This is a genomic window from Streptomyces sp. N35 (genome assembly GCF_016464295.1).
GTDB lineage: Bacteria > Actinomycetota > Actinomycetes > Streptomycetales > Streptomycetaceae > Streptomyces.
Genome location: NZ_JAEIMH010000020.1, coordinates 88456 through 109983, shown reverse-complemented (window position 1 = coordinate 109983; position 21528 = coordinate 88456). Strand labels below are relative to the sequence as shown.

The 21528-nt window shown below is 68.5% G+C and carries 15 protein-coding genes, 1 tRNA gene and 1 pseudogene; 3 read left to right on the top strand and 14 right to left on the bottom strand.

The window, feature by feature from the left end; genetic code table 11:
- Nucleotides 1-77 precede the first annotated feature (77 nt).
- Nucleotides 78-2741 (bottom strand): DNA polymerase I, encoded by a 2664-nt coding sequence (polA, locus tag JAO81_RS13880; protein ID WP_199548137.1) that lies wholly within the window; start codon nt 2739-2741, stop codon nt 78-80.
- Nucleotides 2742-2922: 181 nt separating this feature from the next.
- Between polA and JAO81_RS13875 the strand changes: the two genes are divergently transcribed.
- Nucleotides 2923-5193, top strand: coding sequence for an FdhF/YdeP family oxidoreductase (locus JAO81_RS13875; protein ID WP_199548128.1), 2271 nt, complete (start codon nt 2923-2925; stop codon nt 5191-5193).
- A gap of 24 nt (nt 5194-5217) precedes the next feature.
- Here the strand turns inward: JAO81_RS13875 and JAO81_RS13870 are convergent, their stop codons facing one another.
- Entirely contained in the window at nt 5218-6003 is a 786-nt protein-coding gene (locus JAO81_RS13870; RefSeq protein WP_199548127.1) for a helix-turn-helix domain-containing protein, read from the bottom strand.
- Nucleotides 6004-6085: 82 nt separating this feature from the next.
- Nucleotides 6086-6168, bottom strand: a tRNA-Leu gene (locus JAO81_RS13865).
- A gap of 101 nt (nt 6169-6269) precedes the next feature.
- Here JAO81_RS13865 and JAO81_RS13860 point away from each other — a divergent pair.
- Nucleotides 6270-6926 (top strand): ANTAR domain-containing response regulator, encoded by a 657-nt coding sequence (locus JAO81_RS13860; RefSeq protein ID WP_199548126.1) that lies wholly within the window; start codon nt 6270-6272, stop codon nt 6924-6926.
- A 68-nt stretch (nt 6927-6994) separates the two neighbouring features.
- On the opposite strand, the gene JAO81_RS13855 is transcribed toward JAO81_RS13860, so the two are convergent.
- From JAO81_RS13855 to JAO81_RS13815, 9 genes are all read right to left on the bottom strand, one after another.
- Nucleotides 6995-7711 carry an ABC transporter ATP-binding protein gene (locus JAO81_RS13855; protein WP_165334310.1) on the bottom strand — a complete coding sequence of 239 codons (717 nt, stop codon included), beginning with the start codon at nt 7709-7711 and terminating at the stop codon, nt 6995-6997.
- Complete coding sequence (locus JAO81_RS13850; protein ID WP_199548125.1) at nt 7708-8574, bottom strand: ABC transporter ATP-binding protein; 867 nt, start codon at nt 8572-8574, stop codon at nt 7708-7710. The genes JAO81_RS13855 and JAO81_RS13850 overlap by 4 nt, the downstream gene beginning before the upstream one ends.
- Before the next feature lie 4 nt (nt 8575-8578).
- Nucleotides 8579-10402 (bottom strand): branched-chain amino acid ABC transporter permease, encoded by a 1824-nt coding sequence (locus JAO81_RS13845; RefSeq protein WP_199548136.1) that lies wholly within the window; start codon nt 10400-10402, stop codon nt 8579-8581.
- 5 nt (nt 10403-10407) lie between these two features.
- Entirely contained in the window at nt 10408-11334 is a 927-nt protein-coding gene (locus tag JAO81_RS13840; protein WP_165334312.1) for a branched-chain amino acid ABC transporter permease, read from the bottom strand.
- Between the two features lie 96 nt (nt 11335-11430).
- Nucleotides 11431-12648: a branched-chain amino acid ABC transporter substrate-binding protein gene (locus JAO81_RS13835; RefSeq protein WP_199548135.1), complete on the bottom strand. Its 1218-nt coding sequence runs from the start codon at nt 12646-12648 to the stop codon at nt 11431-11433.
- A 420-nt stretch (nt 12649-13068) separates the two neighbouring features.
- Nucleotides 13069-13509: a hypothetical protein gene (locus JAO81_RS13830; protein WP_199548124.1), complete on the bottom strand. Its 441-nt coding sequence runs from the start codon at nt 13507-13509 to the stop codon at nt 13069-13071.
- Between the two features lie 152 nt (nt 13510-13661).
- On the bottom strand, nt 13662-14144 hold the full coding sequence (locus tag JAO81_RS13825; RefSeq protein ID WP_199548123.1) for a PaaI family thioesterase: 483 nt from the start codon (nt 14142-14144) through the stop codon (nt 13662-13664).
- A 177-nt stretch (nt 14145-14321) separates the two neighbouring features.
- The gene (gene pyk / locus JAO81_RS13820) at nt 14322-15758 is read right to left on the bottom strand and encodes a pyruvate kinase (RefSeq protein ID WP_199548122.1); all 1437 of its coding nucleotides are present in this window, start codon (nt 15756-15758) and stop codon (nt 14322-14324) included.
- Between the two features lie 210 nt (nt 15759-15968).
- Nucleotides 15969-16673 (bottom strand): SIMPL domain-containing protein, encoded by a 705-nt coding sequence (locus JAO81_RS13815; protein WP_199548121.1) that lies wholly within the window; start codon nt 16671-16673, stop codon nt 15969-15971.
- Between the two features lie 213 nt (nt 16674-16886).
- Here JAO81_RS13815 and JAO81_RS13810 point away from each other — a divergent pair, with 213 nt between their 5' ends.
- Entirely contained in the window at nt 16887-18695 is a 1809-nt protein-coding gene (locus JAO81_RS13810; RefSeq protein WP_199548120.1) for a bifunctional UDP-sugar hydrolase/5'-nucleotidase, read from the top strand.
- Between the two features lie 113 nt (nt 18696-18808).
- On the opposite strand, the pseudogene JAO81_RS13805 reads toward JAO81_RS13810, so the two are convergent.
- Both JAO81_RS13805 and JAO81_RS13800 read right to left on the bottom strand, forming a co-directional pair.
- Nucleotides 18809-20220: pseudogene (locus JAO81_RS13805) on the bottom strand (lysine N(6)-hydroxylase/L-ornithine N(5)-oxygenase family protein).
- An 8-nt stretch (nt 20221-20228) separates the two neighbouring features.
- Nucleotides 20229-21528: aminotransferase class V-fold PLP-dependent enzyme (locus JAO81_RS13800; protein WP_233415326.1), on the bottom strand; the 1300-nt coding region annotated here is incomplete at its 5' end.

Genomic DNA, 21528 nt, shown 5'->3' with positions numbered 1-21528 from the left:
CCGGCCCGGGGCCAGAAAACCCCCCGCGGGCGGGGCCCGCCCCGGGGGAGCCCCGCCCCGGCAGGCGTCACGTGCGCTCAGTGCGCCGCCGACTCCCAGTCTGCTCCCACGCCCACCGACACATCCAGCGGCGCCCGCAGGCTCACCGCCGAGGACATCTCGCGGCGGACCAGGCTCTCGACCTGTTCGCGCTCGCCGGGGGCGATCTCCAGGACGACTTCGTCGTGGACCTGGAGGAGGAGGCGGGATGTGAGCTGTTCGGCCTGGAGGGCCTTGTCGACATTGAGCATCGCGATCTTGACGATGTCCGCCGCCGTGCCCTGGATCGGCGCGTTCAGCGCCATCCGCTCCGCCGCCTCGCGGCGCTGGCGGTTGTCGCTGTTGAGGTCCGGGAGGTAGCGGCGGCGGCCGAGCATCGTGGCCGTGTAGCCCGTCGCGCGGGCCTCGTCGACAGCGCGGCGCAGATAGTCCCGTACGCCACCGAAGCGCTCGAAGTAGGTGTCCATCAGGGCCCGGGCCTCGCCCGCGTCGATGTTCAGCTGCTGCGAGAGTCCGAACGCGGACAGGCCGTACGCCAGGCCGTACGACATGGCCTTGATCTTGCGGCGCATCTCGGCGTCGACCGCGGACTTCTCCACGGAGAAGACCTGCGAGGCGACCGTGGTGTGCAGGTCCTCGCCCGAGGTGAAGGCCTCGAGCAGGCCCTCGTCCTCGGAGAGGTGGGCCATGACGCGCAGCTCGATCTGGCTGTAGTCCGCCGTCATCAGCGACTCATAGCCCTCGCCGACGACGAAGCCGCGGCGGATGGCGCGGCCCTCGTCGGTGCGCACCGGCACGTTCTGCAGGTTCGGCTCGGTGGACGAGAGCCGGCCGGTCGCGGCGACGGTCTGGCTGAAGGTGGTGTGGATCCGGCCGTCGGCGGCGATCGTCTTGATCAGACCCTCGACCGTGACCCGCAGCTTCGCCTGCTCGCGGTGGCGGAGCATGATGACCGGCAGTTCGTTGTCGGTCTGGGCGGCGAGCCAGGCGAGCGCGTCGGCGTCCGTCGTATAGCCGGTCTTGGTCTTCTTCGTCTTGGGCAGACCGAGCTCGGCGAAGAGGACTTCCTGGAGCTGCTTGGGCGAGCCCAGGTTGAACTCGTGGCCCGCGGCCTCGTGCGCTTCCTTGACCGCCTGCTGCACGGCGCCCGCGAACTGCTGCTCCATCGCCTCGAGATGAGGCCGGTCGGCGGCGATACCGGACCGCTCCATCCGGGCCAGGAGCAGTGACGTCGGCAGCTCGACGTCGGTGAGGAGCTCGGCCGCGCCGACCTCCTTGAGCTTCTCGGTGAACGTCGTGCCCAGGTCGAGGATGGTGCGCGCCTGGTGCATCAGGGCGTCGGCCTCGGCGCTGTCGTCCGCGCCGAACGCCAGCTGGCCCTCGGCCGCCGAGGCGGGAGCGAGCTCACGGCCCAGGTATTCGAGGGAGAGCGCGTCGAGTGCGAAGGAGCGGCGGCCGGGCTTCACGAGGTACGCGGCGAGCGCGCTGTCCATCGCGATGCCCTCCACCGCCCAGCCGTGCTCCGCGAACACACGGAGCACGTTCTTCGCGTTGTGCAGGACCTTCGGCCTGTCCGCGTCCGCGAGCCATGCGGCGAAGGCCTTCTCGTCGGCCTCGTCCAGCTCGGACGGATCGAACCAGGCCGCTGCCCCGTCGCCGGACGCGAGCGCGACCTCGGCCACCGAACCCGTGCCGAGCGCCCACGCGTCCACGCTCGCCAGACCCAGGACCTGCGCGCCGTGCTCGTCGAGCCAGGGCTTCAGCTCGCCCGTGGACAGGACCTGACCGTCGACCTCGACACCGGGCGCCACCGGCGTCTCCTCGGCCTCCTCGGAGCCCGGGTCCACGGCGAGCAGCCGCTCACGCAGCGAGGGGTTACGGATCTCGAGCGTGTCGAGGATCATCGCGAGCGCCTTGCGGTCGTACGCCCGGCGCTCCAACTCCGTGGCGGACTTGGGCAGTTCGACATCACGGACCATCTCGGTCAGCCTGCGGTTGGTCTTCACCGCTTCGAGGTGCTCGCGCAGATTCGCGCCCGCCTTGCCCTTCACCTCTTCGGCCCGCTCGACGAGCTCGGCGAAGGAACCGAACTGATTGATCCACTTCGCGGCGGTCTTCTCGCCGACGCCGGGGATGCCCGGCAGGTTGTCCGACGGGTCACCGCGCAGCGCCGCGAAGTCCGGGTACTGGGACGGCGTGAGCCCGTACTTCTCCTGGACCTTCTCCGGCGTGAAGCGGGTGAGCTCCGAGACACCCTTGGTCGGGTAGAGCACCGTCACGTTCTCACTCACCAGCTGGAACGAGTCGCGGTCGCCGGTGACGATCAGAACCTCGAAGCCCGCGGCCTCGGCCTGGGTGGTGAGCGTGGCGATGACGTCGTCGGCCTCGAAGCCGTCCACCGCGAACCGGTCCACGTCCATCGCGTCCAGGACCTCGCCGATCAGCTCGACCTGCCCCTTGAACTCATCCGGGGTCTTCGACCTGTTCGCCTTGTACTCGGGGAACTCCGTCGACCGCCACGTCTTGCGCGAGACGTCGAAGGCCACCGCGAAGTGCGTGGGCTCCTCGTCACGCAGGGTGTTCGCCAGCATCGACGCGAACCCGTAGATCGCGTTGGTGGGCTGACCCGTCGCCGTCGTGAAGTTCTCCGCGGGCAGCGCGAAGAACGCCCGGTAGGCGAGCGAGTGCCCGTCCATGAGCATCAGGCGCGGTCGGGACTGTGTCTGCTGCGATTTCGGTGTCTTCTCTGCCACGTCCCCGATCCTCCCACGCCCCACTGACAGTCAGACCCGGCCGCACCGCACCCGCCCCGAGGGTGAGCCCCGTCACTCCTGCGTGGCAGGATCGGAACGTACGACAGAGACCGCTCGAAGGAGAACGGCCATGGCAGGCAAGCCCCCCGCCGGCGATCCCGTCCAGGACGCACCCGAGGTGGCGCCGCCGCAGCACGCGGCCGCCGGGCTGCCCGCCATCGGCCATACGCTGCGGATGGCGCAGCAGCAGATGGGCGTCAAGCGCACCGCGCTCACCCTCCTTCGCGTCAACCAGAAGGACGGCTTCGACTGCCCCGGCTGCGCCTGGCCGGAGCCGGAACACCGGCACAAGGCGGAGTTCTGCGAGAACGGCGCGAAGGCCGTCGCCGAAGAGGCGACGCTGCGCCGCGTGACCCCGGACTTCTTCGCCGCGCACCCGGTGAGCGACCTCGCCCGCCGCAGCGGCTACTGGCTCGGCCAGCAGGGCCGGCTCACCCAGCCCATGTATCTCGCCGAGGGCGCCGACCGCTACGAAGCCGTCACCTGGGAGCGGGCCTTCGACATCGTCGCCGAGGAACTCGACGCCCTCACCTCACCCAACGAGGCCGTCTTCTACACCTCGGGCCGCACCAGCAACGAAGCGGCATTCCTCTACCAGCTCTTCGCCCGCGAATTCGGCACCAACAACCTGCCGGACTGCTCCAACATGTGCCACGAGTCCTCCGGTTCGGCCCTCGTCGAAACCATCGGCATCGGCAAGGGCAGCGTGCTGCTCGAAGACCTCTACAAAGCCGACCTGATCATCGTCGCCGGCCAGAACCCGGGCACCAACCACCCCCGGATGCTCTCCGCCCTGGAGAAGGCCAAGGCGGGCGGCGCGAAGATCATCACGGTCAATCCGCTGCCCGAGGCCGGGATGGAGCGGTTCAAGAACCCGCAGACCCCGCAGGGCATGCTCAAGGGCACCGCCCTCACCGACCTCTTCCTGCAGATCCGCCTCGGCGGCGACCAGGCCCTCTTCCGGCTCCTCAACAAGCTGATCCTCGAGACAGAAGGCGCCGTCGACGAGGAGTTCATCCGCGAACACACCCATGGATACGAGGAGTTCGCCACCGCCGCGCGCCAGGCCGACTGGGACGAGACCCTCACCGCCACCGGCCTGACCCGCGAAAAAATCGACGAAGCACTGCGCATGATCCTCGCCTCGAAGCGCACCATCGTGTGCTGGGCCATGGGCCTCACCCAGCACAAGCACGCCGTCCCCACCATCCGCGAAGTCGTCAACTTCCTTCTCCTGCGCGGCAACATCGGCCGCCCCGGCGTCGGCGTCTGCCCCGTCCGCGGCCACTCCAACGTCCAGGGCGACCGCACCATGGGCATCTTCGAGCGGCCCGCACCCGCCTTCCTCGACGCCCTGGAGAAGGAGTTCGGCTTCGCACCCCCGCGCCACCACGGCCTCGACGTCGTACGGGCCATCCGCGCACTCCGCGACGGCGAAGCCAAAGTGTTCTTCGCCATGGGCGGCAACTTCGTGGCGGCCAGCCCCGATACGGAGGTCACGGAAGCGGCGATGCGGCGCGCCCGCCTCACCGTCCACGTCTCGACGAAACTCAACCGCTCCCACGCCGTCACCGGCGCCCGCGCCCTGATCCTGCCGACCCTCGGCCGCACCGAGAAGGACCTCCAAGGCAGCGGCGAACAATTCGTCACCGTCGAGGACTCCATGGGCATGGTCCACGCCTCCCGCGGCCGCCTCCAGCCCGCGAGCCCGCACCTGCTCTCCGAACCCGCCATCGTCGCCCGCCTCGCCCAGCGGGTCCTCGGCTCGGCAACCCGTACACCCTGGACGGAGTTCGAGAAGGACTACACCACGATCCGGGACCGTATCGCCGCAGTGATCCCCGGCTTCGAGGACTTCAACGCACGCGTCGCCCAACCCGGCGGCTTCACACTCCCCCACGCCCCGCGCGACGAACGCCGCTTCCCCACCGCCACCGGCAAGGCCAACTTCACCGCCGCACCCGTCGAACACCCCGAACTGCCCGCAGGCCGCCTCCTGTTGCAGACCCTGCGCTCGCACGACCAGTACAACACCACGATCTACGGCCTCGACGACCGCTACCGCGGCATCAAGAACGGCCGCCGCGTCGTCCTCGTCAACCCCGACGACGCCGCGTCGCTCGGACTCACGGACGGCTCCTACGTGGACCTGGTCAGTGAATGGAAGGACGGCGTGGAGCGCCGCGCCCCCGGCTTCCGCGTCGTCCACTACCCGACGGCGAAGGGCTGCGCGGCCGCGTACTACCCGGAGACCAACGTCCTGATCCCCCTGGACGCGACGGCCGACACCAGCAATACGCCGGTGAGCAAGGCGGTGGTTGTGCGCTTGGAGCCGAAGTAGACGGTCGCGGGTGTGCGTCGGGGGTCAGTACTTGGGGCCGACGTGCTGGTCCATGAGGGCGACGCTTGCTTTGCGGGCGATGGAGATGTTGAACGGGTCGTGCCCGCGCGCCAGCGTGGTCCACTCGACGCCTACGTGGTCGAGTGCGTCCGTACACAACTTCCGGATGTCATCGGACTTGTTGGTGAAGAAGTACCGGGGGTACTCGTACCGCTTCTTCGCCCCGGCGACGAGCCGGGTCGTCCAGTTGGTGATCCGGCAGCCGTCGGAGTGGATCAGCCCTCGGATGAACTCCCAGGGGTATGCAGCGACGATCTCCTGCTGCCAGGGTTCGAGTGCGATCTTTCGCTCGTGCTTCTTGCCCGGGCCGTGCTGGGGGAACAGGCACCGGACGTGTTTGGACGCCAGCTTCACTTCGTGGCATCCCTTGCGCTGCACTTGCGAGACCGAGTTGTACGGAAAGACTTCGCGCATGGCCCTCTCGCATTCGTCCATGAGCCCGGGGTGCATGTCGTCGCAGGAGATGGACAGGCTGGGTGTGCGCATCGCGCGACTCTGGGCGATGTGGCCATCGCCCAGGTAGAGGCCGAGCAGGTAGGCGTACGCAGACACGCGGAGGTCCCCGTCACACCGAGGACAGGGCGAGTAGTGCGCTCCCGGACACTCGCCACGCTTCGCTCGATCCATGTGCTTCCAGTAGCCAACGGTTCCGAGTGGAACATTGAGTTCGCGGGCCACGTGCGCGTTCTTCGCGCCACCCCTCAGCAGCGTGAGCGCCTTCTGCCGCACCTCTGTGCCATGAAAATTCATTCCGTCACTGTGTGCGACTGATCGCAACGCTGTGCAGCAAAAAGCGGATGTTCACGAGAACGTGAACATCCGCTTCCTCAGGTACCGGGTGCGGGATTCGAACCCGCAAGCCCTCACGGGCAGAGGTGTTTGAGACCTCCGTGTATACCCTTCCACCAACCCGGCGTGATCGGCTGCCGGAAGTGTACCGGGTCACCGCAGCCCAACGCAGCTAGGTAGGCTGCAAGCAGCAGCACCTGCCAGGCCCGGCCCCAGAGGAGCCCCCAGTGACCGCCCCCGAGTCGCCCCAGCCCGTAGCCGACGACGACCAGTCGCACGTGCCCCCGCTGACGACCCGTGTCGTCATCGCCGAGGACGAAGCGCTCATCAGGCTCGACCTGAAAGAGATGCTCGAGGAAGAGGGCTACACCGTCGTCGGTGAGGCCGGGGACGGCGAGCAGGCCATCGAGCTCGCACGTGAGCACAAGCCGGATCTTGTGATCCTCGATGTGAAGATGCCGAAGCTGGACGGCATCTCCGCCGCGGAGAAGATCACCGAGGAGAGCATCGCCCCTGTGCTGATGCTGACCGCGTTCTCGCAGCGGGATCTGGTGGAGCGGGCGCGGGACGCCGGTGCGATGGCGTATCTGGTGAAGCCCTTCAGCAAGGGTGACGTGGTGCCGGCGATCGAGATGGCCGTGTCGCGGTACACGGAGCTGAAGACGCTGGAGAAGGAGGTCGCGGACCTCACGCTGCGGCTGGAGACGCGGAAGCTGGTGGACCGGGCGAAGTCCATCCTGCAGACCGAGTACGGGCTGAGTGAGCCCGCCGCGTTCCGGTGGATCCAGAAGACGTCGATGGACCGGCGGCTTTCGATGCAGCAGGTGGCGGAGGCCGTGATCGAGGACGCCGAGGAGAAGAAGGCGGCCAAGGGCGGTCAGTAGTTTTCACGGAAAGGGCCCTGTTTCTCGTACGGACGAGAAGCAGGGCCCTTTCTGCGTGCAGAGAACCGTCAGTCCTCGCCGAGGTACGCCTTGCGGACGGACTCGTCGTGGAGGAGGTCCTGGCCGGTGCCGGACAGGACGATGTTGCCGACCTCCATGACGTGACCCTGGTCCGCGAGGGAGAGGGCCGCCTGGGCGTTCTGTTCGACCAGGAGGATCGTCGTGCCGCGGGACTTGAGCTCGACGATGGTCTCCATGATCTTCTGCATCATGATCGGCGAGAGGCCCATGGAGGGCTCGTCGAGCATGAGCAGCTTGGGCCGGCACATCATGGCGCGGCCCATGGCGAGCATCTGCTGTTCGCCTCCGGAGAGGGTTCCGGCGGCCTGCTTGCGGCGTTCCCCGAGGATGGGGAAGAGGTCGTAGGCGGCCTGGATGTCCTTGAGGATGTCCTCTTTGTCGTCGCGGAGGTACGCGCCGAGGCGGAGGTTGTCCTCGATGGTCATACGGGGAAAGATGTGCCGGCCTTCGGGCGAGTGGGCGAGGCCCAGTGCCACGATCTGGTCGGCGCGGTACTTCCGCAGCGGTTTGCCGTCGAAGGTGATGCTGCCGGAGAGCGGCTTGAGCAGTCCGGACAGGGTGCGCAGGGTGGTGGTCTTGCCCGCACCGTTGGTGCCGATGAGGGTGACGACCTGGCCTGCTTCGACGCTGAAGGAGATGCCCTTGACGGCTTCGATCTTGCCGTAGGCGACCTTGAGGTCCTCGACCTCGAGCAGTGCGGTCACTGGGCGTCCTCCGTGCGGGAGTTGGTGCTGGGTGCTGCGGCCTCCGCTGCTTCGACTTCGGCGAGTTCTTCGGCGCCGGGGGCGCCCTCGAAGGGGGTGCCGAGGTAGGCGGCGATGACGCGTTCGTCGCGCTGGACGACCTCGGGGGTGCCCTCGACGAGCTTTTCGCCTTGGACGAGACAGGCGACGCGGTCGCAGAGGTTGAAGATGAACCGCATGTCGTGCTCGATGACGAGGACGGCGACGCCTTGGTCGCGGATGGCGAAGATGAGTTCTTCCGCGGCCCGGGTTTCCTGCGGGTTCATGCCGGCGGTGGGCTCGTCGAGGAGCAGGAGGCCGGGTTCGCTGGCGAGGGCGCGGGCGATCTCGAGCTTGCGCTGCTCGCCGTAGGGCAGGTTGCGGGAGAGGTGGTCCGCCTTCTTTGCGAGGCCGGTGAACTCGAGGAGTTCCATGGCCCGTTCCTTGGATTCCTTCTCGGCCTTCTTGAAGCCGGGGCCTCGTACGAGGGCGGAGAAGAGTCCTTCTTTGGTTCGGGTGTGCCGGCCGACGAGGACGTTCTCCAGAACGGTCATGTTGGCGAAGAGCCGGATGTTCTGGAAGGTACGGGCGATGCCTGCCTGGGTGACGAGGTGGGGCTTGGGCGGCAGGACGGTGCCCTTGTAGCTGACCTTGCCCTCGGTGGGGACGTACAGGCCGGTGAGGCAGTTGAAGAAGGTGGTCTTGCCGGCGCCGTTGGGGCCGATGAGGCCGACGATCTCGCCGCTGTTGACGGTGAGGTCGACGCTGCGGACGGCGGTGAGGCCGCCGAAGCGCATGGTGACGCCGCTGGCGTCGAGGACGGGGCTGGATCCGTTGCTGGTCATGTGGTCACGCCCCTGCCTTTGTGGCACTGACGCCGCCTTCAGGTGGCAATCGTTGTTCTGGTACGTCGAGTTGGCCGGTGTCGTGGAACTCCAGCTTCTTGCGGCGGTCCGCGATGATGCCCTCGGGGCGGAAGCGCATGAGGATGATCAGGGCGAGGCCGAAGGCGAGGAGCTGGTAGTTCTCCATGAAGCCGAGCTTGGCCGGGATGAGGAAGAGCAGTGCGCCGCCGATGAGCGGTCCGCTGACGGTTCCCATGCCGCCGAGGATGACGGCGGCGAGCAGGAAGGCCGAGTTGGGCGGCGAGGTACTGGCGAACTTGTACGAGTCCGGTGTGACGGAGTACGAGACGTGGGCCTGTACGGCGCCGGCGAGGCCGGCGAGGGTGGCGCCGAGGGCGAAGGCGATCAGCTTGACGCGGAAGCCGTTGATGCCCATGGCGGTGGCGGCGGTCTCGTCCTCGCGGATGGCGACCCAGGCGCGGCCGATGCGGGACTCACCGGAGCGTCGGAAGACCATGACGACGATGGCGGTGAAGAACAGCATGAGCAGGAAGTAGTTGGCGTTCCTGCCGAGTTCGAAGCCCGCGATGGTGGTGGGCTGCCCGAGGTCCCAGCCGAAGATCTGGACGTCGGGGATCTGGGTGATGCCCTGGGCGCCGTTGGTGAGGTCGGGTCCGGCCTGGCCGTTCAGGTTGTTGACCGTGATGCGGAAGATTTCGCCGAAGCCGAGGGTGACGATGGCGAGGTAGTCGCCGCGCAGCCGCAGGGTGGGGGCGCCGATGAGGACGCCGAAGATCAGCGAGGCGCCGGCGCCGGCGAGGACGGCGGCCCAGAAGGGGAACTGCACGTCGAACACGGAGGAGCTGGTGCCGGAGACGAGCGCCGCCGTGTAGGCGCCGACGCCGAGGAAGGCCACGTATCCGAGGTCGAGGAGGCCGGCGAGGCCGACGACGACGTTGAGGCCGAGGGCTACGGTCGCGAAGATCAGGATGTTGGTCCCGACGAGGGCGAAGTAGTCGCTGTCCTGGGTGAAGGGGAAGCAGAGCGCGGCGGCGAACGCGGCGGTCAGTGCGACGTTGCGGTGCTTGTTGGTGAGTGCGGTGAGGCGGCTGACGAGGCCGGAGCGGTTGGCGGCGGTGAAGCAGAAGCCGACCGTGATGAGGTACCCGATGAAGGGTTCCGCTTCCTTGGTGTCGGCGCCGACGCCGTAGGTGAAGACGACCAGGGCGAGGGCGAAGCCCACGATGATGATGAGGATTTCGGCCCAGGAGGACAGCTTGGCGGTGGCCCGCGGCGCCGGGGGCGCGGTGAGGCTGTGCCGGAAGCGTGCCCATGCGCCCGTGTCGGGTTCGCCGGCCGGGTAGGGCTGGTCGAACGGCAGGGCGAGGGCGGCGACGGCGGCGATGAGTGCGCCGATGCCGGTGACCCAGGCTCCGGGTTCGAGGTTGACGACGCCGCCGAGCTCTGCGGCGATGGCGCCCATGGTGTAGCCGATGGTGCCCAGGGTGCCGAGGGCGGTGAGCCGGGTGGCCGCGTTGGCGCCGCCCGGGGTGAGCCAGCCGAGGCCTCGGATGCCCTGGCCCGAGAGGGCGAAGAGCAGGGTGAGTGCGGCACCGATGAGGACGAGCATCTGGAGTCCGGCCGGGTATCCGGTGACGGTGAGGTCGCCGGGGAACTCGGAGGTCCAGGTCCACGCCATGAAGGTGCCGGCGAGGGTGATGACGGAGCCCGCGAGGGTCGCGAGCCGGGCGCCGGAGGCGGGCAGGGTGACGAGGGGGCCTGGGGTGTTGTCGGTGCCGGCCGCGGAGTTCTTGGTGATGGTTGCCATGGTGCTCACGCCCTGTCCGCGACGCGTTCGCCGAGCAGCCCCTGGGGCCGCACGAGCAGGACGACGATCAGGAGCACGAAGGCCCAGACGTCCTTCCAGGCGCCGCCGCCGAAGAGGTCCATGCCGGGGACGTCGGCCATGTAGCCGGTGGCGAGGGCTTCGGCGAGACCGAGGACGATGCCGCCGAGCATGGCGCCGTAGATGTTGCCGATGCCGCCGAGTACGGCTGCGGTGAAGGCCTTGAGCCCCATGATGAGGCCCATGAGGTAGCCGACTTGGCCCTGGTGGAGGCCGTAGCCGACGGCCGCGATGGCGGCGAACGCGGCACCGATGGCGAAGGCCATCACGATGATGCGGTCGGTGTTGACGCCCATCAGCTTGGCGGTGTCGGGGTCCTGCGCGGTGGCCTGCATACCGCGGCCGGCGCGGGTCTTGTTGACGAAGTAGCCGAGGGCGATCATGCAGATCGGGGCGGCGATCAGGATGAACAGGGAGTTCACCTTGATGTCGGCACCGAGGAAGGAGAGCGGGTCGCCCTCGAACTGCGGGAAGGGCTGGTCCTTCGTCGCGTCCGGGTACCACTTCCAGATGGCCTGCTGGAGGACGAGCGAAAGGCCGATGGCGGTGATGAGCGGGGCCAGCCTCGGCGCGCCTCGCAGCGGCCGGTAGGCGAAGCGTTCGGCGGCGGCGCCGACTGCGACCGAGCAGATCACCGCGAAAACGATCATCAGCGGGATGAGCGCGAGCAGGGGGGCGTCGGGGAACCAGAGGTGGATGGTCAGGGCGCCGAAGCCCCCGATCATGAATATCTCGCCATGGGCGAAGTTGATGAGCTGGACAATGCCGTAGACCATCGTGTAACCGACTGCGATGAGACCGTACATCGCGCCGAGGATGAGTCCATTGGCCAGCTGCTGCGGCAGTTCGTTCACCGCAAGGCCTCCGTGGAGTGGTTCGGATATGGCACCGCGCGGGAGCGCTGGTAGCGCTCCCGCGCGGTCTGGGTCAATGAGTCGGGGAGAGCGGGACTACGACTGCGGCTTGACCGCCTCGCTGAACTTCGGGGCCCAAGCCCCCTTCTCCACCTGGTAGGCGGTCATCATGGTGTTGGTCGTGTCGCCGAACTCGTCGAACGAGACCTCACCGGTGACGCCGGAGAACTTGACCTTGGCCATGGCCTCGAGCACCTTGGCGCGGGCGTCCTCGGGGAGCTTGCCGTCGTTCTCCTCGACCGCGATCTTGACGGCCTCGATGATCGCCCAGGTGGCGTCGTAGGTGGAGCCGCCGTAGGCCTCGTACGCGTCCTTGTAGCCGGCCGCCTTGTAGTCCGCGATGAACTTCTTGGCGGAGTCGAGCTGCTCGACGGGCTTGCCGACGGAGGTCGCGAGGTCGCCCTCGGCCTTCTTGTTCAGCTTGATGAAGTCGGCGCTGTAGATGCCGTCGCCGCCCATGAGCGGGATCTTGTTGCCGGCGTCCTTGAGCTGCTGGCTCAGCGGACCGGCCGCGGGGTATTCGCCGCCGTAGTAGACAGCGTCGGCGCCGGTCTTCTTGACCTGGGTGACGACCGCGTTGAAGTCACGGTCCTCGGGGTTGACGTGGTCGCTGCCCACGATCTTGCCGCCGAGCTTGGTGAAGGTGTCCTTGAACGACGCGGCGAGGCCGGCGCCGTAGGTCTTCTGGTCGTCGATCAGGTAGACGTTCTTGATCTTCGCCGTGTTGTACAGGTAGTTCGCGGCGAAGGCACCCTGGATCTCGTCCGTGGTGGCGGTACGGAAGAACGTCTTGAACTGGCGCTTGCTGTCGCCGGACTTCCAGCCGTCGCCCTGGGTCAGCTCGGTACCGGTGTTGGCCGGGGAGACCTGGGTGAGGCCGGCGTCGTTGAACGGCTTCTGCATCGACTGCGAGACGCTGGAGTTCAGCGGGCCGACGACGCCGACGACGTCGTCCATGCCGATGAACTCGGCCGCGTTCTGCTGGCCGACGTTCGGCTGGGCCTGGTCGTCCTTGGCCTCGACCTTGAACTCGATGCCCTTGACGTACTCCTCCTTGTTCGCGGTCTTGGCCGCGAGGTCGGCGGAGTTCTTGATGCCCAGACCCAGGGCGGACAGGTCGCCGGAGGTCGGCGAGTCGACGCCGATGACAACGGTGGTCTTGTCGCCGCCCTTGTCGCCGTTGCCTTCGTCGCGCGAACCACAAGCGGTGAGGGTGAGAGCTCCGGTGGTCAACACCGAAGTGAGTATGAGCAAGGAACGGTTACGCACGATGGGTCCTTTCCCTGGCGCCGGCTTCCTCGACGTGAGGGCCGTACTGATCGCCGGGCCGTACTGGTGGTGGTACAAGGCCGTGCTCTTCAGTTCGCGCCCGGCGGCGCGGTGACTGGCCGTGACTCTAAGCGCAGGTGACGGGCCTGGGGACCTGCGAAGGGCAGATGTGACTCTCTTGTTATGAGCTTTGAATTCCCGGCGGAACAGTGCGGGCCAAACGGACTTCTCGGCCGTGTTTCTGGTGTTCACATAGTGAGAAGTGGCAGTTCCGCTAAGGGGCTTGAGGGGATCTTGCTCCTGACACCTGCCGGGAATCCTCCAGCCTGAATAAGGGATTCCGGAAAATGAGGAGTTTGATTTCCGGCATGAACGGAATGTGCCCGTCCCCTGACCGGTGACTACTCAGGGTGAGGGCGACGCGGAGCCGCTCCCGGGCGGGGTCGCGCTCGGTTCGCGCCAGATGCCCTCGGTGGGCTTTCCGTTCCGGTAGCGCTCGACGCATCCCTTTTCCACGGATGCGTCGAGCACCTTCAACGCGGCGTCCGTATCGGTCCGTTTGCGCTCTTTCCGGGCCGCGTCGACCGCGTCGAGCAGAATCTCGTTCTGTCCGTTGGAGAGGCCTTTCTGCATGAAATCCCGGCCCGAGGTGGGTCGTTCGAGAAAGACCTCTTTGGACCAGTAGCCGACGAGCGCGATACAGATCTCCGTATCGGAACTGGTGCGCGGGGAGGGACCGGGCCCGGAGCGGTCGTCGTCCGCGCCCGAACACCCGGTCAGGGGCGCCGCGATGGCACAGACGGCCGCCAGGGCGAGGATTGCTCGGCGTGGGGCGGCGGGCCTCATGTCCCTGAAGCTAATGAGGGGTGGATGTACGGGGCAAGGTGCGTGCAGAGCAAACAAGGTCCGCGCAGAGCAAACAAAGCCCGTGCAGACCAAAGAAAGGAGGGGCACCCCGTATCAACCGGGGTGCCCCTCAGGGGAGTTGGTGGTACGCGTCAGCCGCGCATGCGCGCCTCGTCGCCCGGGTTCACGTCCCGCAGCAGACAGGTCAGCCGCGCGGTGCACACCCGGCGGTCCTGGTCGTCGGTGATCACGATCTCGTACGTGGCCGTCGAACGCCCCTGGTGCACGGGCGTCGCCACCCCGGTGACGAGACCGGAGCGCGCCCCGCGGTGGTGGGTGCAGTTGAGGTCGACGCCGACGGCGATCTTGCCGGAGCCGCCGTGCAGCATGGCGCCGACCGAGCCGAGGGTCTCGGCGAGTACGGCGGAGGCGCCTCCGTGCAGCAGTCCGTAGGGCTGGGTATTGCCCTCGACCGGCATGGTGCCCACGACGCGGTCGGCCGCGGCCTCCTTGATCTCGACGCCCATGCGGGTGCCGAGGTCGCCGGCCGAGAAGAGGGCGGGCAGGTCCACGCCGAGTGCCGCGTACTCGTCGATGACTTCCTGCGGGAACTTGACGGTGTTCTTCTCACCCATGGGGGTCTCGCTCCAGTTCTGGTCGGACTGCGCGCACGGCGGTGCGTGCCGTGTGCACCGTCCTATCAGGATGACTGAGCGAACGCTTAGGCGGTACCTGTGACGGTGGTCACGTCACGGCGCGCGAAGGCCCCGCGCACCGAAAGGCCTCGGCGCGTGGGGCCTGTGCGACAGGGTTCAGCGCGGTGCGTCGTCCTCGCCGATGTGGTGGACGCGGACCAGGTTGGTCGAGCCCGCGACACCGGGCGGGGAGCCCGCCGTGATCACGACCACGTCGCCCTTGCGGCAGTGCCCGTACTTCAGGAGCAGCTCGTCGACCTGGGCGACCATCGCGTCCGTGGAGTCGACGTGCGGGCCGAGGAAGGTCTCCACGCCCCATGTGAGGTTGAGCTGGGAACGGGTGGCCTGGTCCGGCGTGAAGGCGAGCAGCGGGATCGGGGAGCGGTAGCGCGACAGGCGCCGGACCGTGTCTCCGGACTGCGTGAAGGCGACCAGGTACTTGGCCCCCAGGAAGTCGCCCATCTCGGCGGCGGCCCGGGCGACGGCCCCGCCCTGCGTACGGGGCTTGTTGCGCTCGGTCAGCGGCGGCAGGCCCTTGGCGAGGATGTCCTCCTCTGCGGCCTCCACGATGCGGCCCATGGTGCGCACGGTCTCGACCGGGTACTTGCCGACGCTGGTCTCGCCGGAGAGCATCACCGCGTCGGTGCCGTCGATCACCGCGTTCGCCACGTCGGAGGCCTCGGCGCGCGTGGGGCGGGAGTTGTCGATCATCGAGTCCAGCATCTGCGTGGCGACGATGACCGGCTTCGCGTTGCGCTTGGCCAGCTTGATGGCGCGCTTCTGGACGATCGGCACCTGCTCCAGGGGCATCTCCACGCCGAGGTCGCCGCGGGCGACCATGATGCCGTCGAAGGCGGCGACGATGTCGTCGATGTTCTCGACGGCCTGGGGCTTCTCGACCTTGGCGATGACGGGGAGGCGACGGCCCTCCTCGCGCATGATGCGGTGCACGTCCTCGATGTCGCGGCCGCTGCGCACGAAGGACAGGGCGATGACGTCGGCGCCGATGCGCAGCGCCCAGCGGAGGTCTTCCTGGTCCTTCTCGGAGAGCGCGGGGACGGACACCGCGACGCCGGGAAGGTTGAGCCCCTTGTGGTCCGAGACCATGCCGCCTTCGACGACGCGGGTGCGGACGCGGGGGCCGTCCACCTCGGTGACCTCGAGACACACCTTGCCGTCGTCGACGAGGATGCGCTCGCCGGCGCTCACGTCGGAGGCGAGTCCGCCGTAGGTGGTGCCGCAGGTCTGGCGGTCGCCCTCGACGCCCTCTTCGACGGTGATGGTGAACTCGTCGTCGCGTTCGAGGAGTACGGGACCTTCGCTGAAGCGGCCGAGGCGGATCTTCGGGCCTTGAAGGTCCGCGAGGACACCGACGCTGCGGCCGGTCTCGTCGGATGCCTTCCGCACGCGCTGGTAGCGCTCCTCGTGCTCGGCGTAGGTGCCGTGGCTGAGGTTGAAGCGGGCCACGTCCATTCCGGCTTCGACCAGTGCCTTGATCTGGTCGTACGAGTCGGTGGCGGGCCCCAGGGTACAGACGATCTTTGCTCGGCGCATGGTTCGAGCCTAGGCCTTACCGGCGGGTAGAGAATTGGCTGGGCATGACTACTCAACAACCTTTACGTGAAAGGTTATTGACAAGTGTTGAATTGTGCGCCGGGGTGCTCCGATGAGCATTTCCCTTACCGCTCAAGCCTGTTGAATGCTCGATTGTGCGAACTTCCTTTCATTTGTTGACCGCACCCGGGGCGCCTGAGCCGCTGTGCGTCAGAGCTGCGGGGGAGGCGGGGGGAGGGGGGCGGGGGGGGGGGCGGAGCCGGTCTGGCGCGGGGGGCGGGGGGGGGGGGGCGGGGCGGCGGCGCCCCCGGCCGAGGCGCCACCGAAGGCCATGGCCTTCATCTGCGGCATCGCGTCACGGTAGAGCCCGGGCGGCTCGGCACCCACGTCCGCGAGTTCGACCAAGGCGTCGAGACGGGTGCCGAGAGCGTCGGCATAGGCACGGGCGCGCTGGACCGCCTCGTGCACGGCCATACGGCGCGCCTCGCTGTATGCGGGCGAGTCGGGGCGCAACTCCCACCAGGGCCCGTCGACGCGGGTGAGCTCGAGGTCGGCGAGACGGGTGGTGAGTTCGCCGAGCGCCGTGAAGTCGGTGAGCTCGGCGGTGAGATGGACACGCCCGTGATACGCGCGGACACGCTCGGAACGCCCATGGCGGCCCAGTTCGGGGCTGATGGACAGGGCTCCGGTCTCCAGCTTCTCGACGGCGTCCCCGTACCCCTTGATGAGGTCGAGCACGGCGGCGTTGCGCCGGCTCAGGTCGTCGAGGGCGCCGCGCCGGTCGGTGCCGCGGGCGAGGACGGTGACGCTGATCCGGGCGAATTCGGGCTCGACCTCGAGGCGGGCCTCGCCGCTGACGGCGACGCGGGGCGACTCGGGCGTGCCGTACGGCGTGAAGGCGAGGGTCTCGTCCATGGGGTTCCTCTCCGATGGTTGCGGGCGTGTTCGTCACTGTTGCACCCGGTTCCGACATCGGGGAGACATCGGATCGCAACTCGCTGAGGGTGTTGCCCGGTGGGGTTCGCGGTGCAGAATCTACGCGCGTTACAGGTGCGGAATCTACGCGCGTTGCACAGGGCTGCCTCACCAGCAGGACTGCTCACGGACTGCTCACAAGGGAGAGACGAAATGCCGCTCGATCGAAGGACGTTCCTCGGTACGTCGGCCGCGACGGGAGTCGCGCTGGCCGCGGGCGCCTCGGCTCAGGCCGCCGCCGCCGAACCGGCCGCTGCGGGCGCCGCCGGCAAGGGGCGCGCCAAGCGGTACTCGTTCACGGTGATGGGCACGACGGATCTGCACGGAAACGTCTTCAACTGGGACTACTTCACGGACAAGGAGTTCGACGACAAGGCGCACAACGATGTGGGCCTGGCGAAGATCTCCACCCTGGTGAACCAGGTGCGCAAGGAGAAGGGCCGGCGCAACACGCTGCTCATCGACGCGGGCGACACGATCCAGGGCACGCAGCTTTCGTACTACTACGCCAAGGTCGACCCGATCACGGCGGCGCGTGGTCCGGTGCATCCGATGGCACAGGCGATGAACCGCATCGGCTACGACGCGGCGGCGCTCGGCAATCACGAGTTCAATTACGGAATCGGGGTGCTCCGCAAGTTCGAGGAGCAGTGCGACTTCCCGTTGCTCGGCGCCAACGCGCTGGACGCGAAGACGCAGCGCCCGGCTTTCGCGCCGTACAGCATGCACCGCCTGCGGACCCCGTGCGCCCGCGATGTGAAGGTCGCCGTTCTCGGTCTGACGAACCCCGGCATCGCGATCTGGGACAAGGCGAACGTGCAGGGGAAGATGACCTTCCCCGGCCTCGAGGAGCAGGCGGCGAAGTGGGTGCCGAAGCTGCGGTCCATGGGCGCGGACGTGGTGATCGTCTCGGCGCACAGCGGTTCGTCGGGCACGTCCTCGTACGGTGACCAGCTGCCGTACATCGAGAACGCGGCGGGTCTGGTGGCCGAGCAGGTGCCGGGCATCGACGCGATCCTGGTGGGCCACGCGCACACCGAGATCCCGGAGTACTTCGTCACGAACAAGGAGACGGGTGAGCAGGTCGTCCTCTCCGAGCCCCTCAAGTGGGGCCAGCGACTGACGCTGTTCGACTTCGATCTGGTCTGGTCGAAGGGCCGCTGGACGGTCGAGAAGGTCGCGGCCCAGGTGCTCAACTCCAACGCGGTGGAGGAGGACCCGGCGATCACAGGGCTGCTCGGGGACGAGCACGAGAAGGTCGTGGCGTACGTGAACCAGGTCATCGGCACCTCGCTCGCCGCGATGTCGACGGCCGAGGGCCCGTACAAGGATGTACCGATCATCGACCTGATCAGCCATGTCCAGGCCGAGACGGTGAAGGCGGCGCTCGCGGGCGGCAGTTACGCCGCGCTGCCGGTGATCTCGCAGGCTTCCTGCTTCTCGCGGACCGCCGCGATCCCGGCGGGCGAGGTGACGATCCGTGACGCGGCCGGCCTCTACCCGTTCGAGAACACCCTCGAAGCGCGGCTGATCACGGGTGCACAGCTCAAGGAGTACCTGGAGTACTCGGCGCGCTACTACGTGCAGACCCCGGCCGGCGCCGCCGTGGACCCGGCGAAGCTGACGAACGCCGAGAACATTCCGGACTACAACTACGACGCCGTGTACGGCGTGACGTACGAGATCGACATCGCCAAGCCGGCCGGCTCCCGGATCGTGAACCTGCGGTTCGAGGGCAAGGCGCTGGACCCGGCGGCCGAGTTCGTGCTCGCGGTGAACAACTACCGGGCGAGCGGCGGCGGCAACTTCCCGCACGTTCCGGGCGCCAAGCAGGTGTGGTCGAACTCGGAGGAGATCCGTAACACGATCATCCAGTGGGTGACGGCGAAGGGCACGGTCGATCCGGCCGCGTTCGCCTCCGTGGACTGGAAGCTGACGCGGGACGGCGTGCCGGTCTTCTGACGGGCCCGTACGGACAGCGAGGGGGCCGGTCCGCGAAGGACCGGCCCCCGTCGTGCGCGAAGGAACGGCCCCGTCGTACGAGAGGGACCGGCCCCCGTCGCAAAAGAACGTCCTCAGCCCTTGAGCGGCACGAGCGTCCCCTTGCGTTCCGGCTCGCGGCGTTCCAGCGCCGCCGGGTCCAGACCGAAGGTGGTGAACGCGGTCCGCTTCGGCATCACATACGGCTGATTGCCGGTGAGGGTGTTGAGGATCGACGCGCTGCGCCACGCCATCAGACCGAGGTCCGGGGCGCCCACCCCGTGCGTATGCCGTTCCGCGTTCTGCACGTACACCGACCCGGTGACCGACGGGTCGAGCAGCAGCCGGTGGTCCTCGCTGATCCGCGGCCGTGCGGAACCGTCGCGCCGCATGTACGAGTCGAGGCCCGCGAGCATCTGGTCGAGCGGCCGCTCCTGGTAGCCGGTCGCCAGCACGACGGCGTCGGTGGTGAGGCGGGACCGGGTGCCCTGCTGGGCGTGTTCGAGGTGCAGCTCGACCTTGGTGGCGCCGACGCGTCCCGCGGTGCGGACGGTCACGCCGGGGGTGAGGGTCGCGTCCGGCCAGCCGCCGCCCAGGGTGCGCTGGTAGAGCTCCTCGTGGATGGCGGCGATGGTGTCGGTGTCGATGCCCTTGTGCAGCTGCCACTGGGCGGGCACGAGGCGGTCGCGTACGGCTTCCGGCAGCGCGTGGAAGTAGCCGGTGTAGTCCGGGGTGAAGTGTTCGAGCCCGAGCTTGGAGTACTCCATGGGCGCGAACGCCTCGGTGCGCGCCAGCCAGTGGATCTTCTCGGCGCCGGCGGGCCGGGCCTTGAGCAGGTCGAGGAAGATCTCGGCCCCCGACTGCCCCGAGCCGATGACGGTAGGAGGGAGACATGCCCGGCCGCCAGGAGGGTGTCGCGCGCGGCGAGGTAGTCGGCGGCGTGGATCACCGGCACGCCCGGCACCCCGACGAGCGGCCGCAGCGTCTGCGGGACGTAGGGAGCGGTGCCCACGCCGAGGACGACATTGCGGGTGTACGTGCGGCCCAGGGCCTCGGCTTCCCCGTCGGCGTCGAGCTGGGTGAAGTCGACCTCGAACAGGGCGCGTTCGGGGTTCCAGCGCACCGCGTCGACCTGGTGGCCGAAGTGCAGCCCGGGCAGCTGTCCGCTGACCCAGCGGCAGTACGCGTCGTACTCGGAGCGCTGGATGTGGAACTTCTCGGCGAAGTAGAACGGGAAGAGCCGTTCCTGCTCACGCTGGTAGTTGAGGAAGCTCCAGGGGCTGGTGGGGTCGGCGAGGGTCACCAGGTCGGCGAGGAAGGGCACTTGGAGCGTGGCGCCTTCGATGAGCAGACCGGGGTGCCAGTGGAAGCCGGGCCGCTGCTCGTAGAACGCGGTGCGCAGTTCCGTCAGCGGGTGCGCCAGGGCGGCGAGCGACAGATTGGACGGCCCGATGCCGATGCCCACCAGGTCCTGGGGCTCTTCGGGGGCTGGGGCGCCGCTGTTCATCGGCAGGGTCATCGGGGCGTGTGTCCTTCCACAGGTTCTACGAGGTGGCGTTCCACCAGGTGCAGCAGTGCGGCGAGTTCGCCGCTTGATGTGTACGGATTGAGCAGGGTGGCCTTGAGCCAGAGCCGCCCGTCGAGGCGGGCGCGGCCGAGTACGGCGCGCCCTTCGGTGAGCAGCTCTCTGCGCACGGAGGCCAGGTCGTCGTCCGTGGCCGCGCGAGGGCGGAACAGGACGGTGCTGAGGGCGGGCCGGTCGTACAGCTCGAAGCCGTCGTGGGTCTCGATCGCGTCGGCGAACTCCTGGGCGAGGGCGCACACTTGGTCGACCAGCTCGCCGAGGCCCTGTCTGCCGAGTGCGCGCCAGGTGACGGCCGTCTTGAGGATGTCGGGGCGGCGGGTGGTGCGCAGGGAGCGGCCGAGGAGGTCGGGCAGGCCCGCTTCGGTGTCGTCCTCGGCGTTGAGGTAGTCGGCGCGGTGGCCCAGTGGCTCGAGGTCGCCGGTGTCCCGTACGGCCAGGAAGCCGGCGGCCACGGGCTGCCAGCCCAGTTTGTGCAGGTCGAGCGTGACCGTGTGGGCGCGCTCGAGGCCCCGGAGCTTTCCCCGGTGCGTACGGCTGAACAGGAGCCCGCCGCCGTACGCCGCGTCGATGTGCAGTCGGGCCCCGTGGGCGGTGCACAGGTCGGCGATCTCGTCCAGGGGGTCGATGAGCCCGGCGTCGGTGGTGCCGGCGGTGGCGATGACGAGTTTCGGGCCGGGCAGTTCGGTGAGGGCTTCGTCGAGCGCGGCGGGGTCGAGGAGCCCGGCGGGGGCGGGGATGGTGACGGGTTCGGGCAGGCCGAGCAGCCAGGCGGCGCGGTGGAGGGAGTGGTGGGCGTTGGCACCGGCCAACACCTGGACGGGGCCGAGGAGTTCACGGGCGAGCAGCAGGGCGAGCTGGTTGGACTCGGTGCCGCCGGTGGTGCTCAGGGCGTCGGGCTCCGCCCTGCAGGGCGCGGGGGCGTCGCTCCCGTACGACTCGGTGGCGTCACTCCCGCGCGTCCCGGGGGCGCCGCTCCCGTACGACCCGGGGGTGCCGCTCCCGTACGACCCGCTGGCGCCGCTCCCGTGCGACTCGGTGGCATCGCTCCCGTAGACCTCGGCCGCGAGCGCCCGGGTCACCAGGTCTTCCAGGGCCGAGGCGGCCGGTGCCTGGTCCCAGGAGTCCATCGAGGGGTTGAGCGCACTGGCCGCGAGATCCGCGGCGGGCGCCACCCCGCGCCGGGGGGGGGGGGGGCGGGGGGCGGGGCCCGGGGCGGGGGGGGGGGGCGGC

Excerpts from the sequence above, each read along its gene's own strand:
- polA (WP_199548137.1), bottom strand. The coding sequence starts at position 2,741 with ATGCTCATGGACGGGCACTCGCTCGCCTACCGGGCGTTCTTCGCGCTG.
- JAO81_RS13875 (WP_199548128.1), top strand. The coding sequence starts at position 2,923 with ATGGCAGGCAAGCCCCCCGCCGGCGATCCCGTCCAGGACGCACCCGAG.
- JAO81_RS13870 (WP_199548127.1), bottom strand. The coding sequence starts at position 6,003 with ATGAATTTTCATGGCACAGAGGTGCGGCAGAAGGCGCTCACGCTGCTG.
- JAO81_RS13850 (WP_199548125.1), bottom strand. The coding sequence starts at position 8,574 with ATGACCAGCAACGGATCCAGCCCCGTCCTCGACGCCAGCGGCGTCACC.
- JAO81_RS13845 (WP_199548136.1), bottom strand. The coding sequence starts at position 10,402 with ATGGCAACCATCACCAAGAACTCCGCGGCCGGCACCGACAACACCCCA.
- JAO81_RS13830 (WP_199548124.1), bottom strand. The coding sequence starts at position 13,509 with ATGAGGCCCGCCGCCCCACGCCGAGCAATCCTCGCCCTGGCGGCCGTC.
- JAO81_RS13825 (WP_199548123.1), bottom strand. The coding sequence starts at position 14,144 with ATGGGTGAGAAGAACACCGTCAAGTTCCCGCAGGAAGTCATCGACGAG.
- pyk (WP_199548122.1), bottom strand. The coding sequence starts at position 15,758 with ATGCGCCGAGCAAAGATCGTCTGTACCCTGGGGCCCGCCACCGACTCG.
- JAO81_RS13815 (WP_199548121.1), bottom strand. The coding sequence starts at position 16,673 with ATGGACGAGACCCTCGCCTTCACGCCGTACGGCACGCCCGAGTCGCCC.
- JAO81_RS13810 (WP_199548120.1), top strand. The coding sequence starts at position 16,887 with ATGCCGCTCGATCGAAGGACGTTCCTCGGTACGTCGGCCGCGACGGGA.